Genomic DNA, 19,881 nt, shown 5'->3' with positions numbered 1-19,881 from the left:
ATGATGACTGACTTCGCATTGATAATCGGAGAGGCACTAGTTGATCTGGTAAAACGTGCCGATAGCAATGAAGAGCCAACTGGTCATCCAGGAGGATCGCCCCTCAATGTTGCTCTCACCTTGGGACGACTTGGACGACCGGTGGAACTTATCACCTGGGTTGGCCAGGATGGGCACGGCCAACAGATTCTTGATCACGTTACAGAATCTGGCGTGCTAGTAAAGGACGAGTGGAAGAACGCACATCATACTGCCACCGCTATGGCATTGCTTGACCAATCTGGGGCTGCCACATACCAATTTGATATCGACTGGGATCTCCCCCACACAATATCTATTCCCTCAGAAGCTATTTTTGTGCATTCAGGCTCATTAGGAGCAGCGCTTAAGCCAGGACGAGACCGCGTGTTGGAGGCATTCGAGCTAGCTCGCGAGACTGCACTTGTCTCATTCGATCCCAATGCCCGTCCCACCATCATGGACCCCGCAGTCCAGACCCGCCCGGTTACCGAAGCATTTATACGGAACGCCGATCTTGTAAAGGTTTCGGACGAAGACCTCCACTGGCTTTACCCCGATTTGACCACGGCCGAGGCCATTGCACATTGGTTTGACATCAGTTCTCTTGGCCTAGCAGTGCTCACACAAGGTAAAGAAGGCCCGGTTGCCTGGACACGGGAAGGACTGAGAGTGGAGCGGCGTCCCTCGTCCGTAGACGTCGTTGACACAGTTGGCGCGGGGGATTCTTTCATGGGATCACTCATCAACTCACTTTGGGCACGGAATCTTACTGGGCGTGCAGGCGCAAAAGCCTTAGGTTCACTGAGCGTAAACGATCTCTCTTCAATCCTTGACGAGGCAAATGCAGTCGCTAACGTGACAGTGTCACGTGCCGGGGCAAACCCACCTTGGGCTCACGAACTATAGTTCGCGCTGCCCCGAGCTCTATCAGAAGCACCCCTCCAGTACATTGTGACGGGGTGCTTCTTATTTCCCCATCCTGCGTTCCCGTTGCCCGTACGATCTCAACGCCCGCAGAAAGTCGACTCTGCGGAAGTCTGGCCAATATGTATCACAAAAGTAAAACTCTGAATGCGCCGACTGCCACAGCATAAAACCCGATAGCCGCTGTTCTCCAGAAGTTCGAATAACTAGGTCAGGATCAGGCTGTCCTCGTGTGTAAAGATGTTCAGTAATATCGGCGTCAGTCAACGATTCTGCGAGCTCGGCAACAGAAGTACCTTCCCCATCGGCCTGCAAGAGAAGTTCACGTACAGCATCTACAAGTTCATGGCGGCCACCGTATCCGACGGCGACATTTACTTCCATTCCGTCAATGTCACATGTCGCTTCTTCGACGGCGCTGAGACGACTGGCATACTCACTCTCGACTAGACGCAAATCTCCGACCACTCGTAGTTTCCAGCGTCCTGTTTTCCCTAGTGTTTCGACCGCCGAGGCGATAATCTCAAGTAGTTCTGCGAGCTCACTCTCATCACGTGAAAGATTCTCTGTCGAAAGCATCCACAAGGTGACAAGGCAAACCCCTACTTCCTCCGCCCAGTCAAGGAATTCGATCATTTTTCCGGCACCAGCACGGTGCCCTTCAGATGCTGGCGAACCGATCGCTTTAGCCCAACGGCGGTTTCCATCGAGAATTACTGCGACGTGTTGCGGCACAGGCATACCGCGCAATTCGCGTTGTAGACGCCGTTCATAGAGGCCGTATAGCAATCCTGAACTCACTTCGACAGCACCCCCTTCTATGTATGCCTCAACCCTACCGCTCCACTTTGGTGAGTGGACGCATATATGCGTCCACTCACCAAAGTGGAGTACCTTTATCTTTGGGTGCTTCACTAAAGGAGGAAGATCAAATGCCAATCGTCTCACGACGACCCGTAGAATGGTTTCCTGGTCATCCGACAGTACGCAAACCTCGCTTGCGAGGCTGGATACACTTTATCGCCGCCCCACTGTCATTGGCAGCTTCGATTGTACTGACGATACTTGCTCCCACCACTGGAACCAAGTGGGCATCAGCGGTCTATATGCTGGCCTCCTTTATTCTATTCGGGGTTTCGGCCCTGTATCACCTCTTCTATTGGTCGCCTCGAGCAGAGACTTTCCTGCGCCGAATGGACCATTCCAATATCTTCCTGCTGATTGCTGGAACATACACTCCGCTGGCCGTGTCTCTCTTCGATCGTTCCCAAGCGACGATACTTCTGGCAATCGTATGGATTGGCGCGTTGGTGGGTATCTTAGTTAACCTATTTTGGCCGACAGCTCCACGATGGCTTTCTACTTTGATCTACGTCATTTTAGGGTGGACCGCAATCTGGTATCTTCCAGCAATGTGGCAATCTGGTGGGCCAGCAGTCGTATGGCTAGTCCTTATCGGAGGAATCCTCTACACAATCGGGGCCGTTGCATATGCCATGAAAAAGCCTAATCCATGGCCGCGATGGTTTGGTTTTCACGAGGTATTCCATGCTTTCACCGTGGCGGCCTGGGCATGTCAGTGCATTGCGGCGTATATTGCAGTCTTGTAGCTGACGCAGTCTGCTTCACCCATAGACCCGAGTCTCACAGACAAATGGAGGTGCCGTGGCCAAGACATGGCTGACGCAGGGGCAGTATGACACCTTGCTAAAAGAATATAAGAACCTCACAGAGGTTGAACGCCCACGTATCATCAAGCTCATTGATGAAGCGCGCCAAGAAGGCGATTTAAAAGAAAACGGTGGATATCATGCCGCACGGGAGGAACAAAGCCGCAACGAAACCCGAATTCTTCAGCTGGAAGAACTTTTGCGTGATGCTGAAGTGGGTGACACTCCGGCCGACGACGGCGTTGTTGAACCCGGCATGGTAGTTACCGCAAGAATTCTAGGTGAAGAACAACAATTCCTCCTTGGTACCCGAGCAGTCCGAGGTGAATTAGACATCACTGTCTATTCGGCGGATGCTCCACTCGGCAAAGCAATTATCGGTGCGCGCCAGGGGGAAACCGTCTCTTATACAGCACCTAATGGCAACGAAATCGCGGTGGAGATTATCAGCGCAACTCCATTCGAAGGCTGAATCACCAACTGTAGTCGTCATGGTGGGTGGCGAGTGGACGCATATATGCGTCCACTCGCCACCCACCATTCTTCTAACTCTCTCCCTCAGCTTCTTCCGTTAGCCGTTCCTGCTCCCAGCCGGGTATCACTCGATAGGATGCTTTGATTTGCTCATTGAGACTGCCCGGAGGCCCCCCTGGACGGTCTTCGATCTGACTGAGCAGCGGCATGGTGTCATGTCCGTGAAGGTAGAGCACAACGACATTCACAAAGGACACCAGAGGCACGGCAAAAAGTGCTCCCGGAATTCCACCGATAATCGTGCCAACGGATACCGATAGCACAACGGCCAGCGGATGGATCGATACCGCGGAACTCATCAGCCATGGTTGTAACACGTGACTCTCAAGTTGCATGACAACCACCACTACAACGAGCATTATTATCGCTGTAGTCAGGCCATTGTTCACAAGGGCTACAAATACAGCGACTGCGCCAGATACGAAGGCACCCACAATAGGAACGAATGAACCAAGGAAAACCAGAACCGTAATGGGGATTGCCAGCGGTACTTTGAGTATGAGTGCACCGGCACCAATCCCAATGGCATTGATGGCCGCGACTTCGACCTGCGTGCGCACGTATCCGCCCAAAGTAACCCATCCTCGGATCGCGGCTTCGTTGACGGGGTAGCGTGCTGCTTCTGGAAGCATACGCAACACCCATATCCAGATTCCGCGACCATCACGCAGCAGAAAGAAAAGTGTGAACAACATAATCAGAGCTGATGCAAGAACACCCACGGTTGATACCGCGATTCCTAATGCTTCACCAGCTAAATAGGCCGAATTACTCTTGGCTGCGTTGAGAACATCATTCTGTACATCAGTGATCCAGTCTCTGAGCTGATCAGATTGCGTGCCGACCCAAGAATTATTGATCCACTCCAGTACTGAGTTCACACCTTGAATCGTTTGTTGCGCGAGGCTGGGAATTTTCCGGATCAGCTGGTCTAGAGATACCGCGAATAGCCCCACTACGACAACAACGCCGACCAACAGGCCGACAGCAGCCGCTCCCGTTCGGTTGAGCTTTACACGCCTCCGCAAGAAGCCCACCAGTGGGGTTAACATGACGTTGAGAAGCATTGCCAAGAATAGTGCAACAACCACCTCATATATCGGCCGCACTGACCATATGAGAGCCGCTGCCACTCCAAGAATCAGAAGAAGCCTCCACGACCAGGCGGCACCTATTCGCAAGATTGCTGGTACATATTCCGCCCGCCTCTTTTCCACACTACGATAATACCCATGTCTAAAGAGGTGTTTGTTGCTGGTGGATGTTTTTGGGGACTCGAACGTATCTTGAGTGCGCTCCCCGGAGTTATCTCCACTCGCGTTGGATATATGGGAGGGCGAGTTCCGAACCCAAATTACGCACTGGTATGCACTGGCACTACCGGGCATGCGGAAACAGTAAAAATCATGTTTGATCCTGAGAAAACTTCGGTGGAGCAAATTGTCGCCAAGTTTTTTGAGAACCATGACCCGACCCAAGTGAATCGTCAGGGCAATGACGTTGGAACACAATATCGGTCAGCCATCTGGGCAACCTCTGACGCAGATATTGACATGATTACTGGGGTAAAAGACGCCTACCAAGAACGTCTAGACCAGGCTGGGGCAGGGAAAATTGTCACTACTATCGATTCCGCAAGAGGTGTGGAATTCTGGGACGCTGAGGAGTATCACCAAAAATACCTAGAGAAAAACCCGCTGGGATACTGCAATCATGGTTTCAACGGGATTGCGTGTCCCAGCGGGATTCTGTGACGCTATTGGCCTTTGATGCCCAGTATGTCTGTCACAAACACCAGTGTGTCTCCGCCTTTGATTCCAGCTTGAGGGACACCGAAATCGCCATAGCCTAAATCCGAAGGTATCGACAATAGGATTCGGGATCCCACACGTTGTCCAACCAGTCCGTCGTCCCACCCGCGTATGACCATTCCAACACCGATCTGGAAATCGAGTGCCTGGCCGCGATCGTAGGAGTTATCGAAAACTTCGCCTCCCCATACCTGTCCCAAATAGTTGCAAATGATCTCATCACCAGCTTCTACAATCGGGCCATCTCCAGGTACAAGAACCTCCACTTCGAGTTCCGGCGAAGCTAACGCATCAGTGAACTCAAGGTTGGGTTTTTTCCCAAAATCACCTGTTACTGTAATGTTTTCCATCGAAAGCAGCCAATCAGTTACGGTTCAGATAAGAGAGAATATTGAGGATCTCAACGTAGAGCCACACAAGGGTCACCATAAGACCGAACGCACATGACCATGCGTATTTTGCTGGCGCACCATTTTCAACGCCAACCTTGGCTGCATCGAAATCAGAGATCAGGCATACTGCCCCAATGAACACGGCAAAGACCGAAATGAAAAGTGCTAGCGGGATACCAAAGACAGTAATCTGGTCGGCGGTGCCAGATGCTCCGATAATCCCAAATGATGAAAGCAGCCATATAAGAAGTCGACTCCCAATCAGTCCTAATAGGCTGATCAGCGTAAATTTCATCAGTTTGGGAGAATTACGTACTTTGCCTGAAGTAAACAGCAGAAGGGTTACCCCAAAAACCACAACGGTAGCTAGGACTGCCTGAATAACGACGCCCGGAATCATCATCTCAGTGACCGCAGAAAGTGCCCCGAGTGCGACACCTTCAGCAGCCGCATAGAGCAAGACCAATGCCGGGCGGATCTGCTTCGAGAAAATATTGACCATTGCCAAGACAAACCCAACGAGCAACCCACCAAGCATGAGTGGCATCGCTAATGGCGAAATTGTCCCAGCTATCCGGTCCGCACCGGTAAGCATCCAGGAGAGCGCCGCGGCAATCACTAGTACACCCAGTGATAGACCCGTCTTGATGATGACATCGTCGTAAGTCATCCGACCACGGTCAACGGCGTCGGCGGAGGGCCCTTGATAGGACTGTTGTAACTGTTCAAATGCCTGCGCATCGTAGGTTGGTAGTGTCTGCTTTGCAGCTTGAGCTGTAGCGGCAGCTCCACTTGCAGCAGAATAGGGGTATCGAGCATCAGCTCCATTTGGAACAGGCGCTTCAGCGCTCCATTCCTTATCCAGACGATTAAAGATCGGATTACTCACGTGGGGTATTCCTCCAGCTATTAGGTACTCAGTCCCTGCCAGTTTCTCACATGAACCCAACAAGTAGGAAGAGGAGTCTCACCGATAAGCTGTTCCTTCCTCTATTCGATTTGCTGCACTAAATGCATGAGTCCCGGCACATCTTACTCAGTCACGTATTCAAGGCGACCAGGTTTTGGGCTTCCACCAGAGGCCATTCTTAAATTGAACATTCGCACCTCCAGTAAAAGCTGCAAATTCTGCTGTTAGCGTCTTTTCGAAAATGCCCCTCAGGCTTCTCGTCGAGAGGTCGATGAACGAACGATGAGATTCGTCGGCAAGTCAAGGACTTCAGTGCGTCCAGACATTAGGAGTTCGACCGCTGCTTTCCCTGCCTCAATTCGGGGAAGACTTACTGTTGTCAGTCCGGGGGTTACGATCTCTGCGACTGGTATGTCATCAATGCCGACGATCGAAAGGCGCCCAGGCACAGTCAACCCATAGGTATTCATTCTCTTAATGAAACCCACAGCCATCAGATCGTTATAGGTGACAACTGCTGTCACGTCCTTATTAAGGGCCACGTCTGTTGCCTGCTGTCCACCTTCAAATGTCGGAGAAAAAGCACCCAGATACTCTCCCTCACATTCACTTCCAAGCAGTTGTTTGAACTCTTCCAATCTTTCCCAAGCTGACCTCGATGACTCAGGTCCCCCGCAGTAGCCGATACGCTCATGGCCCATGGCTCGCAAATGACGAATCGCCTTACGAATGGCGTCACCGTTATCGAAATGTACCGATCCAACACCCTCAACGACACCTCGAACAACACCGTTGAAGAAAGGGTTATGAATATCTGGGACCATAACACTCAGTCGGCGCTCACAGACCAGCAATTGAGACAATGGTATCGGATGAGGTCCTGCCAACTATCGATGAAGATGAGGCAGCGCTTCGACAGTTTGCGACGTCAATCCTTGAGCGTTTCGACAATCCCTATCTAAAACACCGATTGGCTGATATCGAGCTGAACTCCTTGTCCAAGTGGAAGTCGCGGAATCTTCCAGTTTTGCGAGATTGCTGGGAATCTGGAAAAGAAGCACCAAAAACGGCCTTTATTCTGGCGGCTCTGCTTGCACTGTACAGCGGTCAGGCTGCGCATGACTTTCAGCCTCATGATGAACCCGGTGCGGTTGAATTCATCCGTCAAACTTTTGTGGCCGACGAGCTTCCCGTTTGGGTTGAAGGTGTCATCAGCAAGTTCGGCTTGGCTAGTGAACTCTCCGATGCAGATGCCAAAAAACTCATTGATGTCACCGCTGAAAATGTACAGTGCATTATAAGTTTAGGTATTCGAAAAGCTATCGCCACCATGCTCACGGCTGACGGCGACATCAATCACGAGAACGGCTGATAGCTATGACAGATATTCCTTGGATGGATGCTGCCATTGACGGAGTGAGTATTACCAAAGTAAGGGACCTTAAAGCGCTCTCGATAGACATTCCGGGCGTAGAAGCCCTTCTGTTCGTGCAAGGAGCGCACCTGGCCCAGTGGACTCCCCGAGGGCAAAAGCCAGTGATCTTCACCAGTGAAGCAACTCGTTTGGAGACAGGAATTCCTATTCGAGGCGGAATACCGGTGATTGTCCCCTGGTTTGGCCCGGCGGACAAGGGCCTTCATGGCTGGGCTCGCAACCTGCAATGGTCTTTAGAGTCGGTGGGGCAAACTGACGAAGGTGCAGTGACTGTTGAATTTTCACTAGACAACGTAGATCGTGGCCTTTACGCAGAATCTTTGTCCCAGAAGATTTTCTTTACGTTAGGGAAAGAACTCCGCATTGCACTCACTGTAAAAAATACCGGTAGTTCACCTATCGACGTCGAAATGGCGCTGCACGCATATTGGAATGTCGATGCCCGCGACCTCACCGTGAGGGGACTCGATTCAGGCGGCATTGACAGGACGGATGACGACTCTTCGGTACCCCCTGGACCGTTAGAGCCCCTAACCGGCCAGACCATTGATCGGTTCTATCCTTTTGCTGGTTCGATTACCCTCCGCGATTGGGGAAATAACAGAGATATAGTTATTTCTTCGCCAGAGTCAGTTCAGGCAGTAGCGTGGAATCCGGGCAAAGCTGGCGCAGCCGCCAGTAGCGACATGCTCGATGATGATTGGCAGAAGTTCATCTGCATCGAAGCCACACGGGTCCGCGACTATGCAGTTACCCTCTCAGCCTCAGAGGAAGCATCACTGACACTCTGCGCACAGGTGCATCCCACCCCACGTGCGGGGTCATAAAACTGTAGCCGGGGTTGTATACCGCCCCGGCACCTCCCACATCGCCCCGGCCGTGGGAATGGTGGGACAGGAACAAAAATGGTCCCGAGCCACAGTTGTGACTCGGGACCATTTCTCTTTTGTGCGTTATACGCCTAAAGACTACTTCAGAGTGACGGAGCCGCCAGCCTCTTCGATATCAGCCTTGGCCTTCTCTGCGTCTTCCTTCTTCGCACCTTCAAGTACGGTGGAGGGAGCCTCATCGACCAGGGCCTTAGCCTCTTTCAGTCCCAGACCGGTCAGAGCACGAACAGCCTTGATAACGGCAATCTTCTTGTCGCCAGCTGCATCGAGCACGACATCAAATTCTGTCTTCTCGTCCTCAGCAGGAGCATCTGCTCCGCCCGGTGCAGCAGCAACTGCAACGGCGGCAGGAGCAGCAGCGGTAACGTCAAACTTCTCTTCGAAAAGCTTTACGAACTCCGACAGTTCCAGCAGTGTCATTTCTTCGAACTGAGCCAGCAGTTCTTCATTGGTGAGTTTCGCCATGAGCGTTTCCTCTCAATACCTAGTTTTACTTCGACGATTATCTTTGGCGCCTGAGAGGACCTCAGGCTGCTTCGTCCTGGCGCTTGTCTGCCAGGGCCTGGGAAAGCTGCGCAACCTTCGTGGGCAGCGCCGCAAATGCGTAAGCTGCCTGAGAGATCTTGCCCTTCATAGCGCCCGCGGCCTTAGCCAAGAGCACCTCGCGAGATTCAAGGTCAGCAAGTTGCTTAACACCCTCTTGGGTGAGCAGCTGTCCATCCATCGCGCCAGACTTGATCACCAGGGCCGGATTGGCCTTGGCAAAATCGCGGAGTGCCTTCGCGGCCTCCACCGGTTCACCACCAACAAACGCGATAGCTGTGGGGCCATTGAGATCCTCTTCGAGGAAATCAAAACCGACCTTCTTGGCTGCCAGCGTTGCCAGGGTGTTCTTGACTACCGCGTAGCTAACATCGGAGCCCAGTGCACGACGAAGATCTTTCATCTCACCGACGCTGAGGCCACGATACTCAGTAAGCAGAACAGCGCTGGAGTCACGGAACTTGTCAGTGAGCTCGCTAATCTTTGCTTCTTTATCAGCCTTTGCCATAATCACCTCCCGACTAATAGTTCCGAAATCGGACCAAATCCCACCAACAAAAAACCCGGCATGCAGGCGCACACCGGGAAAAGTCTCTCGATTCACACCTGCGCTGGATTCTTCAACTATCTCAATTATCCTCAAGACAGTACCGGCGGTCTTTGGCTGCGACCAATCTACCAGATTTCCACTTCACAATGAGGCAATATTTGCGTGACTCCGGCCACCTCGTAGACCACATGGCGCACGGCTTTCACCGGCATTCCTAGACCGTTCTACTCTAAACCCGTGACCACAGTAGAAAAAACAGAGGAAAATACCCTCAAACGCGCTCTCTCATCCCGGCATCTGCAATTGATTTCCATCGGTGGAGCAATTGGTACTGGATTGTTCCTAGGTAGCGGCAAGAGCATATCGTTGGCAGGTCCTTCAGTGATTGTGGTCTACGCAATCGTTGGTTTTATGCTCTTTTTTGTCATGCGAGCAATGGGAGAACTTCTACTCTCAAACCTCAACTACAAGTCTTTTCGCGACGCGGTGGCCGACATGTTGGGCCCTAACGCCGGGTTTGTAACGGGGTGGACATATTGGTTTTGTTGGATTGTCACTGGTATTGCCGACGTTGTAGCTATCGCAGGTTATGTTCGGTTCTGGTGGCCTGCGGTTCCCGCATGGGTACCTGCAATCGCCACGATTGCCCTACTCTTAGGACTCAACCTTGTGGCAGTCAAGCTTTTTGGTGAAATGGAGTTCTGGTTCGCAATGGTCAAGATCGTTGCGATAGTGGCATTGATCTTTGTTGGACTTTTTATGGTTGCCACCCACTTTCGGGCACCAGATGGTACCGAAGCTGCATGGTCCAATCTTCTTTCCTATGGCGGCATGTTCCCTAACGGTTTTAGTGGGTTCCTTGCTGGCTTCCAGATCGCAATTTTCGCTTTCGTGGGAATCGAACTGGTCGGGACTGCTGCTGCCGAGACCCGAGATCCGGTCAAGACTCTTCCCAAGGCCATTAACTCTCTACCCCTGCGTATTGTCCTTTTCTACGTCGGAGCTCTCATCGTCATCATGTTGGTGACACCGTGGAGTCACGTTTCCCCCGAGACATCCCCCTTCGTGCAAATGTTTGCGTTAGCTGGGCTTCCTGCAGCCGCTGGCATCATCAACTTTGTGGTGCTTACTGCAGCTGCTTCTTCAGCCAATTCCGGGATTTTTTCTACTTCACGGATGGTTTACGGTCTCGCATTAGAGGGCCACGCACAAAAAGGATTTTCTCGGCTTTCATCACGTAGCATCCCCGCCCGCGCACTCATTTTCTCTGTTGCGTGCCTGCTGCCCGGGATTATTCTCCTCTATGCAGGTTCATCCGTTACACAGGCCTTTACTTTGGCGACTACAGTTTCGTCGGTCCTCTTTATCGTAGTGTGGAGTCTTATCACTATCGCCTACCTGCGATACCGCAAGCGCGACCCGCAGAAACACTCTGAATCCGTCTATCCGATGCCAGCAGGCATTGCCATGTCCTGGGTGGTATTAGCTTTTTTTGCGACAATGCTGGTCGTACTCCTCCTTGAGACCGATACCCGCACTGCTCTCCTCGTCACACCTATCTGGTTCGTTCTTTTGGGTGTGGTGCTCTGGGTTCGTTCGGCTCGTAAACGTAGAGTGGAAGCGTGATTGCCGCACTCGCTCAGTATCCGCTTCTCACGCTTTTCCTGGTCGTCGCACTAGGCGCGGCCGTCGGAGCCATTCGGGTTGGCCCTGTACGTTTTGGTGCAGCTGGGGCTCTTTTCGTGGGGTTGGTTCTGTCTGCCGTTGAGCCCGCACTTTCAGGAGATGTCACTCTCATTCAACAACTGGGACTAGCTCTTTTCGTTTACACGGTAGGCGTTGCAGCTGGTTCCAGTTTTCTTTCGGGCCTACGAGCTAACGCGTCTCTCCTTGTTACCGCAGTGATTGTTTCTGCGTTGGCAGTTCCTCTCACAGCATTCTTAGGCTGGACATTTGGCATTCCAGCACCTCTTTCCACGGGGCTATTCACTGGCGCATTGACGGCGGCACCAGCTCTCGATCTAGCAAGCCAGGTCACAGGCAGCCCCGATGCTGCCGTCGGCTATTCATTCGGCTATCCCATTGGCGTCATCGTTGGCATAGTCTTTGTTTCCCTCACTGCCGGTCGTCACTGGGCTGGGAAGCGCGATGTACCTTCCTTGGCCGGAGCAGGCCTGCGGGCAGTAACGGTCGAAATCTCTGAAGAAATTGACCCACACGATGTCGACGCATGGGCAAGGGGGCACGTGCGTCTCTCATACGTTCGGCGCGATGGCCGTACGCGCGTCTTGGCTCCGGGTGAACCCCTGCGTTCTCATGATGAGGTCGTGGTGGTTGGTGAACCACCGGCTGTCGAAGAGGCTGCGCGGGTGCTGGGTGCGATAAAGAAGGAACATCTAGCTGATGATCGTTCGGATGTGAGCTTTGAAAGAGTGACGATCTCTAACCCGGTTATTGCTGGGCGCACGATTGCGGAGTTGGGATTGCCCCACCGTTTTGCTGGCCTTATCACTCGGGTGCGACGAGGTGATCTCGACCTCCTAGCCCGCGAAGATCTGCCCCTTCAGCTTGGAGATCATGTGGCTGTTGTTGTACCACGTGAGCGTCTGAGCGAGGTACAGGACTACCTCGGTGATTCTCAGGACCGTGTGGCTGAGGTCGATGCTCTCGCGTTCGGACTGGGACTCACACTTGGTCTACTTGTGGGGCTCGTTTCATTTCCTCTTCCTGGAGGCGAAAGTTTCAGTCTCGGTTTTGCCGGTGGGCCGCTTGTTGTGGGGATGCTTTTGGGAGCGCTTCGCCGCACCGGTCCTTTGGTGTGGGTACTGCCCACCGCAGCTAATCTCACGATTCGTCAGCTAGGACTACTCTTTTTCTTGGCGGCTTTGGGTCTAGGCGCTGGACCCGCGGTAGCTGTGGTTCTCACATCAGATTTAGGTTGGCGTTCGGCTCTTTCTTCTTTCCTCATTGTGACAATTAGCTGTACAGTTTTTGCGATCGTGGGCAAAATGAGGGGCTTGTCCGCACAGCGTACTGCTGGCGGTATTGCAGGATTTTTGGGTCAGCCCGCCGTACTTCAGGCCGCAAATGCCCAAATTCGCGACGAACGAATCGAGTCCGCATATGCTGCTCTTTTTGCTGCATCCATTATTGCTAAGACTCTCTTGGTTCCGCTGCTGTGGACGATTAGCCTGAGCCTATGAGCACCCAATTGTGGACTCAGCTGCGTTCTGAGTCGTTAGATATGGACACCTCCGTGGCGATTGTCAGTTCGGATCGCACCGATTCGCGTCTGCTGATTCTTCTCCATGGACTTACCGGCAACCACATGCAGTGGTTCCGCGCAGATTTACTCGGTTTGGCGCGGCAATACAATCTCACTATCGCGTTACCCGATGGGCAACGGTCATTTTGGATTGATCAAGAGTTGGGGCTGCCGTGGGGACGCTGGGTTGGTTCCGAACTTCCCGAGCTGCTACATCGCCAGCTACACTTGAAGCCCGGTTCTCTTATCGGAGGACTATCAATGGGTGGATACGGCGCTTTTCGAGCTGCCTTTGACTATCCCGATGATTTCATCGGAGCCTTTTCTCTTTCTGGAACACTCGATATTAGCGAGGCGGCATTTCGCTCTCGTCATCCAGACCTGTATCAATTGGGATTTGGGAACCCAGATGCACCTAGAAGCCCTGACGATCTTGTTGCCAGGAACGCTCCTCGCATACCCCTTTTTGCCTGTTGTGGGACAGAGGACCGCCTCTTTCAACAGAATCTGCGGTTCGTAGAGGCTCACCCCGAAGTGGTCTTCGATTCTGGACCAGGTGGACATGATTTCCAGTTTTGGAAACATTGGCTGCCCATCGCTATCAAAACGGTGTCACAATAGCACTTTCACCAATATACGAGGGGCGAGAAGATGAGAAATACCAATCCACCCAGAGTTGAAATTGATGTAGTTGAATCACGGCGCAATGCTATGCGAATCTCTTGGGGCATCATTGGCCTAGCAAGCGTAATCATTGGCATCATTCTCTTAGTTAACCCCGGTGTTCCCGGCATGATTGTCACAATCGCTTTAGCGATCTACGCATTAGTTGCTGGCATAGTTGCGGTGACCATGGCATTTATCAGCAAGCAGTTGCAAGCATGGGGACGCATCAGCTATGGAGCGATCGGAATAGCTTGTCTTGTGGCCGGAATCGTTGCACTGGCCAATTTTGGTGATTTTAAAGAAATCGTGACCTGGCTTCTTGCTATCACACTCGGACTGGTTTGGCTTGTAGATGGAGGGCTCTCTCTTTATGGATATTTCTCCCGTTCAGACACCGTATGGAGTCTTGTGTTTGGCATTATCGCTATCACGGCTGGTGTCGTTCTCTTGATACAGCCGCTGTGGGGATATACCTTCGTGGTAATCTATTTGGGAGTTGCGCTGGTGATTCTCGGTCTCATTCGCTTTTATCGAGCTTTTGTCCAGCCACGCGATAAATAGTGTCTAACTGATTTCGAGTATGCAATGCCTCTTTCTGCCCCACCTGCACCACGCGTCAATTGGCGTGTCCTCATACCGTCTGCGGTGCTCATCCTAAGCATCACATTGTGGGGTCTCATCTCACCTACGTCAGTTCAGTCAGTCTTAGGAGCCGCCGCATCGTGGATTGCTGACAGCTTTGGCTGGTTCTACGTTGCACTTGGCGCCACCATCCTCTTTTTCATGATCTTCCTTGCGTGCTCCAAATATGGGCGCATCAAACTTGGACCAGATGATTCAACTCCAGAGTTTAAGCCGCTGACGTGGACAGCAATGCTCTTTGCTGTTGGAATTGGCACCGACCTCATGTATTTTGCCGTTGCCGAACCTATTTCTCAATACATGGCTCCACCCTCCACTCCAGCTGAAACTGTCGATGCCGCTCGAGAAGCGACGGCCTGGACAATGTTCCACTACGGCATAGTCGGATGGGCGATGTACGCCCTTATGGGCGTGGTGCTGGGAATTGTGGCATATCGTTTAGGCCGGCCTCTCGTTGTCCGCGCAGCACTCTTCCCCCTCTTAGGTGAGAGGGCCAATGGACGCATTGGTGACACCGTTGATGTTGCCGCCATTCTTGCAACTATTTTTGGCGTGGCCACCACTTTGGGAATCGGTGTTGTGATGGTCAATGTCGGTTTAGAAATTATCTTTGGGATTCCCCGTTCAGTTCCCGTGCAACTCATCATTATTGCCTTGGGTGTGCTGGTGGCCACACTATCGGCTGTAAGCGGCGTAAAGCGTGGTATTCGTAGGCTCTCTGAACTCAACGTGATCGCCGCTGGAGTCCTTACACTGTGGATTGTCATCACAGGTAAGACTCAGTTCTTGCTCGAAGGCCTAGTCCTCAATGTGGGAGACTTCTTCAGGCTCTTCCCTGGCATGATTCTTCAGACTTTCGCATTTGAGGACACTGGCAGCTGGATGCAAGATTGGACTCTTTTCTTTTGGGCTTGGTGGGTTGCGTGGGCAGCCTTTGTAGGCCTTTTTGTTGCCCGAATTTCGAGGGGACGCACGCTTCGTCAAGTCGTCTTTGGTTCTCTCGTTATCCCGTTTGGATACATCGTCATGTGGGTGTCTATCTACGGGAATTCTGCGCTTGATTTGGTTCGCAGTGGGAATCGGGACTTTGGAGTCGCAACCATGCAGGACCCGCCAACCGGTTTCTATCTTCTCCTCATGGAATATCCTGGTTTTACTTTTCTTGCAGGAATCGCAACTATCACCGCTCTACTTTTCTACGTAACATCAGCAGACTCTGCAGCGCTTGTCATGGCCAACCTCACGTCGATCCTTCCCAATGATGAGGCCGAAGCAGGCTCGGGTCTGCGAATATTTTGGGCATGCATGACCGGGGGTCTTACTTTGGCGATGCTAGTAGTGGGGGGGATTGGAGCATTGCAAAGCGCAACGGTCATCCTTGGGCTTCCTTTCTCCTTTGTTCTCATTTTCGTGATGGTCGGGTTGTATCGCCTCCTTAAACAAGAAAACACAAAGCTAGAAGAGATGTCTTATGCCCGTGTGGCAGCACTCACCGATTAGGTAGCTCCACTATTTAATTATTTTCGAAACATAACGAAATAGACACAAATCTCACCTGACTTGCACAGGTTTAGTGACCCAGGTTGCTGAGGGTTTTGTGGGCGTCGGCGTTTAGGGTTGGGGCGGCGGTGATGGTGTGGCCGTTCGGGTTGATGGTGACGTCTTGGAGGGGTTTCAGGGCCTGGATCAGGCGTTTCAGGCTATACCCGGTGGTCTGGTACAGGTAGCGACTGACCGCGAGGGAGGTGAACACAATTGTCAGGTGGGCTTCGATAGCGTCTTTGGTGTGGTGAAACATAGGCCGGGCTCTCAGGTCAGTCTTACTCATCGGGAAAGACTGCTCCACGTGCCATAGCTCGTGGTAGGAACTAATGACCTCCCCGGCACTCATCATGCTCCTGGGGATATTCGTGACGTACCCTTTCCATCCCGCGAGGCTGAGGGCCCTCTCCCAGGAGGCTTCATCCAGGCTCCGGGTAGCACCACGGGTTTTGATGAACCTCGCTGATTTGACCGTCTTGTTGCCCTCAATGATGGATAGCGCCCTGTTCCGTTGTAGGTTCAACGTTTTCCGGTCCCTCACAGCCCGTTTCACTCGGTGTTGCCACACAGTGCGCCACAAACCCTGGTGTGCTTCTTCTTCGGGATTCCAGGTGGGTTCTGCTAAACGGTTGACTCTCTCTGGGTCGGGCCTGCCACGGCGCGTGGTGACCGTGTCAACTATTTCCCCGTCTTCCGCTGTGTCTCCGTGCCACCGGAAATGAGAGGCTAAATCCTCAGGGGCCTTCGTCATCCGGGAGCCAACAATGAACCGCAAACCGGCTTCTTCTAGTGCATCGAGGTTAGTAGCGGAAAGCATCCCCGCATCTGCTACCACGACCATGTCAGCAATACTGTGGCGTTCCTGGAAAGCTTTCACGACCGGGATGATGGTCTGCGTTTCGGCCTTGTTTCCCTCGAAGCAGTGGATCTCCAGGGGAAACCCCGCCCGGTCCACTAGTAGTCCCACGACGACTTGGGGGTCCACCCGCCGTTCTTTGGAATATCCCACTTTCCGCAGATCGTCTTCTTTTTCAGCCTCGAAATACAAGGTCGTCACGTCGTAGAGCAGTAGCGAGATCCCCGCAGTGTTCACTGCATACGTGTAACAGGCCTTCGCTACCCGGTCCCGGTAATCCTTGCCCTCGCAGCGTTTCAAGGCGGCGTGGAACGTGTTTCGATGCGCCGGAGTGAGCCCTAACTCGCTGATGAGCCTGCGGCTGTCGGTCATCAAGGTTGGTTCCACAAGGCGAGCCAGGACCAGTTGGAAGAACGCCTCATCATCAATCTGATCGAAACCGAGATGCTCCCACGCGCCGCGGATTACTTCTACCAGCAGGCGAGACGTGGAATGCTCCACCACTGCCTGCCCCACCAAGGACTCACGGTCCAGGCCAAGGGGTAGCTCTCCCTGCCCCACATGTAGTTTCCTGCGGCCCGCTTCCATCAACACAGCCAGTTCCCCCGGGGTGTGAGCCGACCCTAAATGCTCTAGCACCCGATTCTGTCGGCCGACCTTCTCTACGATTTGGACCGCGGTCGCTCCCGACACCGTCTGCACCTTCCGCAAAAATGGGGCCACCCACCCATTCTACCCACCACATTAGTGACCCAAACCCCACCAACAAACCACCAATGAACAGGCAAAACAAAATCGAAAACCATCAAAAAGTACGCCACCTGTGCAAGTCAGGCCTTGACCAGAAAATAAAAGAATATAAAGGAGTAGTAATGAAGAAGTTACGACTATCAGCCCTCGCTACTGGTGTGGAAGTTGCCGCTCTCGCCCTCGCTGGCTGCGGAGGAGGTTCCAGTTCCACCTCGGGAGATGCCGTCTCTGGCTCTGACGGCGCAACCACCGACACTACTGGCGACAAACCTTATGTCGCTATCGTTTCCAAAGGATTCCAGCATCAGTTCTGGCAGGCGGTAAAGACTGGGGCCGACCAGGCGGCAGAAGAATTCGGAGTCACAGTGACTTTTGAAGGACCCGATTCTGAGGCTGACGTTGACCAGCAAATACAGCAGCTTCAGACTGCTCTGGACAAAAACCCACAGGCGATAGGGTTCGCAGCTCTTGATTCCCAGGCTGCAACGCCCCTGTTACAGCAAGCTGAAGCAGCTGGTATTCCCATTATTGCATTCGATTCTGGTGTCGATTCCGAGATACCGGTCACCACGGCCTCAACGGACAACAAGGCCGCGGCCGCAGAAGCCGCCAAGCAGATGGCCGAAGGGATAAATCACGAAGGCAAAGTAGCAATGGTTGTCCATGATCAAACCTCCGTGACCGGTCAGGATCGCCGCTATGGCTTCAAGGACTACATGGAACAGAACGAACCTAAGATCGAGATTGTCGATATTCAGTACGGGGGTGGCGATCAGGCAAAATCTGCTGACCTTACGAAGGCGATTCTTGCTGCTCATCCGGATTTGAAAGGAATCTACGGTTCCAATGAAGGCTCTGCAATTGGAGTCGTCCAGGGCGTCAAGGAAACAGGAATCTCCGATGGAGAACTGATCGTCGTAGGATTCGACTCTGGCAAGGCCCAGATCGATGCGATTCGCAATGGACTTATGTACGGGGCCATCACTCAAAACCCAGTTGGAATGGGATACGAGACGGTGAAAGCTGCTGTGGAGGCAATCGAAGGTAAGGAACTTCCAAAGACTATCGACACAGGCTTCTTCTGGTACACCAAAGACAACATCGACACCGATGAAATCAAAGCTGTTATCTACGAGTAGACCAGGCACAATCGAAAAGTCTTATCTGCTTTTCTCTTAAACACCGTGTGGGGCATGTCGGAGAAATTATCCGACATGCCCCACACGGTTACGTTTTCAGTTATTTCACGAAGCAATATCTCTAGGTTGTTAGCCTTCTAAAAGATCTTTTGTCTTCGAGGTATCTACTGGAATTCCAGGTCCCATGGTTGTTGCCACTGTAGCTTTCAAGAGATAACGTCCCTTTGCCGAAGTGGGCTTCAGGCGCAGAATCTCATCCAGAACCGCGGCATAGTTCTCTGTGAGCTGTTCGGGTGTGAAAGAGGTCTTCCCCAGGATGAAAGGAACATTTCCGTGCTTGTCGACACGGAACTCAATACGACCACCTTTAATATCGTTGATCGCTTTGGCCACATCCATGGTCACTGTACCGGTCTTGGGGTTAGGCATAAGTCCACGAGGGCCGAGCACACGGCCCAGGCGTCCTACTTTGCCCATCATGTCGGGTGTAGCAACGGCTACATCAAAATCGGTGTATCCGCCAGCAACTTTTTCAATCAGCTCGTCGCCACCGACTTCATCCGCACCTGCATCGATCGCTTGCTGTGCCTTGTCACCTTGAGCAAAGACCAGGACCCGAGCGGTCTTGCCGGTGCCGTTAGGCAAGGTAACAGTGCCGCGAACCATTTGATCAGCCTTACGCGGGTCTACACCCAGGCGGAAGACACCCTCAACTGTTGAGGGAAATGAAGTCACGGATGTCTCGATAGCCAGTTTCATTGCTTCGAGAGGTGTGTAGAGCACGCCGGAAACAATTTTCTCTTCCGCGGCGCGGTATTTCTTAGAGCGCTTTGCCATTCTGCTTCTCCTTGGCAGTCGTGGTGTGCGGGCTGCGCGTCCCTACCACGGTTTGGGTATGGTCAGTCTTCGACGGTGATGCCCATGGAACGGGCGGTACCGGCAATAATCTTCATAGCTGCTTCAACATCATTAGCATTGAGGTCCTGGAGCTTTGTCTCTGCGATCTCCTTGACCTGAGCTGAGCTGAGCTTCGCAACTTTATCCGTATGAGGAGTTGACGAGCCTTTAGCGACGCCGGCAGCTTTCTTAATAAGTTCAGCTGCAGGGGGAGTCTTTGTAATGAAGTCGAATGAACGATCTTCATAGACGGTGATCTCTACAGGGATAATATTTCCGCGCTGAGACTCAGTCGCAGCATTGTAGGCCTTGCAGAACTCCATGATGTTCACGCCGTGCTGACCTAAAGCTGGGCCAACTGGCGGAGCAGGATTTGCCTGGCCGGCAGGAATCTGGAGCTTGATGAGCCCAGTTACCTTCTTCTTCGGTGCCATTATTTCGGGT

At 52.6% G+C, this 19,881-nt stretch carries 22 protein-coding genes; 12 read left to right on the top strand and 10 right to left on the bottom strand.

Annotated elements, in window-relative coordinates:
* Nucleotides 1-927 (top strand): carbohydrate kinase family protein, encoded by a 927-nt coding sequence (locus tag FYJ24_RS01345; protein ID WP_154542818.1) that lies wholly within the window; start codon nt 1-3, stop codon nt 925-927.
* Between the two features lie 60 nt (nt 928-987).
* On the opposite strand, the gene uppS is transcribed toward FYJ24_RS01345, so the two are convergent.
* A complete protein-coding gene (gene uppS / locus FYJ24_RS01340) occupies nt 988-1,686 on the bottom strand; it encodes a polyprenyl diphosphate synthase (RefSeq protein ID WP_404814685.1) in 699 nt (232 codons plus the stop codon).
* Between the two features lie 191 nt (nt 1,687-1,877).
* Between uppS and trhA the strand changes: the two genes are divergently transcribed.
* Both trhA and greA read left to right on the top strand, forming a co-directional pair.
* Nucleotides 1,878-2,555: a PAQR family membrane homeostasis protein TrhA gene (gene trhA / locus FYJ24_RS01335; protein ID WP_154542816.1), complete on the top strand. Its 678-nt coding sequence runs from the start codon at nt 1,878-1,880 to the stop codon at nt 2,553-2,555.
* 55 nt (nt 2,556-2,610) lie between these two features.
* A complete protein-coding gene (greA, locus tag FYJ24_RS01330) occupies nt 2,611-3,087 on the top strand; it encodes a transcription elongation factor GreA (RefSeq protein WP_318656422.1) in 477 nt (158 codons plus the stop codon).
* A 73-nt stretch (nt 3,088-3,160) separates the two neighbouring features.
* Here the strand turns inward: greA and FYJ24_RS01325 are convergent, their stop codons facing one another.
* Nucleotides 3,161-4,366, bottom strand: a complete 1,206-nt coding sequence (locus tag FYJ24_RS01325; RefSeq protein WP_154542814.1) for an AI-2E family transporter — start codon at nt 4,364-4,366, stop codon at nt 3,161-3,163.
* 15 nt (nt 4,367-4,381) lie between these two features.
* On the opposite strand from FYJ24_RS01325, the gene msrA reads away from it, so the two are divergent.
* Entirely contained in the window at nt 4,382-4,903 is a 522-nt protein-coding gene (gene msrA, locus FYJ24_RS01320) for a peptide-methionine (S)-S-oxide reductase MsrA (protein ID WP_154542812.1), read from the top strand.
* Nucleotides 4,904-4,905: 2 nt separating this feature from the next.
* On the opposite strand, the gene FYJ24_RS01315 is transcribed toward msrA, so the two are convergent.
* The 3 genes from FYJ24_RS01315 to FYJ24_RS01305 form a co-directional block, all read right to left on the bottom strand.
* On the bottom strand, nt 4,906-5,310 hold the full coding sequence (locus FYJ24_RS01315) for an FKBP-type peptidyl-prolyl cis-trans isomerase (RefSeq protein ID WP_154542810.1): 405 nt from the start codon (nt 5,308-5,310) through the stop codon (nt 4,906-4,908).
* Between the two features lie 13 nt (nt 5,311-5,323).
* A complete protein-coding gene (locus FYJ24_RS01310; RefSeq protein ID WP_318656421.1) occupies nt 5,324-6,241 on the bottom strand; it encodes a Bax inhibitor-1/YccA family protein in 918 nt (305 codons plus the stop codon).
* Nucleotides 6,242-6,510: 269 nt separating this feature from the next.
* The gene (locus FYJ24_RS01305; protein ID WP_154542806.1) at nt 6,511-7,086 is read right to left on the bottom strand and encodes a LacI family DNA-binding transcriptional regulator; all 576 of its coding nucleotides are present in this window, start codon (nt 7,084-7,086) and stop codon (nt 6,511-6,513) included.
* Nucleotides 7,087-7,115: 29 nt separating this feature from the next.
* On the opposite strand from FYJ24_RS01305, the gene FYJ24_RS01300 reads away from it, so the two are divergent.
* Nucleotides 7,116-7,634 carry a mannitol dehydrogenase family protein gene (locus FYJ24_RS01300; protein WP_318656438.1) on the top strand — a complete coding sequence of 173 codons (519 nt, stop codon included), beginning with the start codon at nt 7,116-7,118 and terminating at the stop codon, nt 7,632-7,634.
* A 5-nt stretch (nt 7,635-7,639) separates the two neighbouring features.
* Nucleotides 7,640-8,524 carry an aldose epimerase family protein gene (locus tag FYJ24_RS01295; RefSeq protein ID WP_154542802.1) on the top strand — a complete coding sequence of 295 codons (885 nt, stop codon included), beginning with the start codon at nt 7,640-7,642 and terminating at the stop codon, nt 8,522-8,524.
* Nucleotides 8,525-8,665: 141 nt separating this feature from the next.
* Here the strand turns inward: FYJ24_RS01295 and rplL are convergent, their stop codons facing one another.
* On the bottom strand, nt 8,666-9,052 hold the full coding sequence (gene rplL, locus FYJ24_RS01290; protein WP_154542800.1) for a 50S ribosomal protein L7/L12: 387 nt from the start codon (nt 9,050-9,052) through the stop codon (nt 8,666-8,668).
* A gap of 61 nt (nt 9,053-9,113) precedes the next feature.
* A complete protein-coding gene (gene rplJ / locus FYJ24_RS01285) occupies nt 9,114-9,638 on the bottom strand; it encodes a 50S ribosomal protein L10 (RefSeq protein ID WP_154542940.1) in 525 nt (174 codons plus the stop codon).
* Between the two features lie 279 nt (nt 9,639-9,917).
* Here rplJ and cycA point away from each other — a divergent pair, with 279 nt between their 5' ends.
* The 5 genes from cycA to FYJ24_RS01260 are packed head-to-tail and all read left to right on the top strand — an operon-like array spanning nt 9,918 to nt 15,753.
* The gene (cycA, locus tag FYJ24_RS01280) at nt 9,918-11,306 is read left to right on the top strand and encodes a D-serine/D-alanine/glycine transporter (protein ID WP_318656420.1); all 1,389 of its coding nucleotides are present in this window, start codon (nt 9,918-9,920) and stop codon (nt 11,304-11,306) included.
* A complete protein-coding gene (locus FYJ24_RS01275; protein ID WP_318656419.1) occupies nt 11,303-12,883 on the top strand; it encodes an aspartate:alanine exchanger family transporter in 1,581 nt (526 codons plus the stop codon). Before cycA ends, FYJ24_RS01275 begins: the two co-directional genes overlap by 4 nt.
* Nucleotides 12,880-13,566: an alpha/beta hydrolase gene (locus FYJ24_RS01270; RefSeq protein ID WP_154542798.1), complete on the top strand. Its 687-nt coding sequence runs from the start codon at nt 12,880-12,882 to the stop codon at nt 13,564-13,566. Before FYJ24_RS01275 ends, FYJ24_RS01270 begins: the two co-directional genes overlap by 4 nt.
* 30 nt (nt 13,567-13,596) lie before the next feature.
* Nucleotides 13,597-14,172 (top strand): HdeD family acid-resistance protein, encoded by a 576-nt coding sequence (locus tag FYJ24_RS01265; protein ID WP_154542796.1) that lies wholly within the window; start codon nt 13,597-13,599, stop codon nt 14,170-14,172.
* Nucleotides 14,173-14,196: 24 nt separating this feature from the next.
* Complete coding sequence (locus tag FYJ24_RS01260) at nt 14,197-15,753, top strand: BCCT family transporter (protein WP_154542794.1); 1,557 nt, start codon at nt 14,197-14,199, stop codon at nt 15,751-15,753.
* 70 nt (nt 15,754-15,823) lie between these two features.
* Here the strand turns inward: FYJ24_RS01260 and FYJ24_RS01255 are convergent, their stop codons facing one another.
* Nucleotides 15,824-17,374 carry an IS1634 family transposase gene (locus FYJ24_RS01255; RefSeq protein WP_318656418.1) on the bottom strand — a complete coding sequence of 517 codons (1,551 nt, stop codon included), beginning with the start codon at nt 17,372-17,374 and terminating at the stop codon, nt 15,824-15,826.
* Between the two features lie 149 nt (nt 17,375-17,523).
* On the opposite strand from FYJ24_RS01255, the gene FYJ24_RS01250 reads away from it, so the two are divergent.
* Nucleotides 17,524-18,540, top strand: coding sequence for an ABC transporter substrate-binding protein (locus FYJ24_RS01250; protein ID WP_154542792.1), 1,017 nt, complete (start codon nt 17,524-17,526; stop codon nt 18,538-18,540).
* 129 nt (nt 18,541-18,669) lie between these two features.
* Here FYJ24_RS01250 and rplA read toward each other — a convergent pair whose 3' ends face one another.
* Nucleotides 18,670-19,377, bottom strand: coding sequence for a 50S ribosomal protein L1 (rplA, locus tag FYJ24_RS01245; protein ID WP_154542791.1), 708 nt, complete (start codon nt 19,375-19,377; stop codon nt 18,670-18,672).
* 62 nt (nt 19,378-19,439) lie between these two features.
* Nucleotides 19,440-19,871: a 50S ribosomal protein L11 gene (gene rplK, locus FYJ24_RS01240; protein WP_154542789.1), complete on the bottom strand. Its 432-nt coding sequence runs from the start codon at nt 19,869-19,871 to the stop codon at nt 19,440-19,442.
* Between the last annotated feature and the right edge of the window lie 10 nt (nt 19,872-19,881).

Origin of the sequence: Scrofimicrobium canadense (genome assembly GCF_009696615.1) — a bacterium.
GTDB classification, from domain to species: domain Bacteria; phylum Actinomycetota; class Actinomycetes; order Actinomycetales; family Actinomycetaceae; genus Scrofimicrobium; species Scrofimicrobium canadense.
Note: the sequence above shows the minus strand (reverse complement) of the source record. Positions and strands in the feature narration are given on the sequence as shown.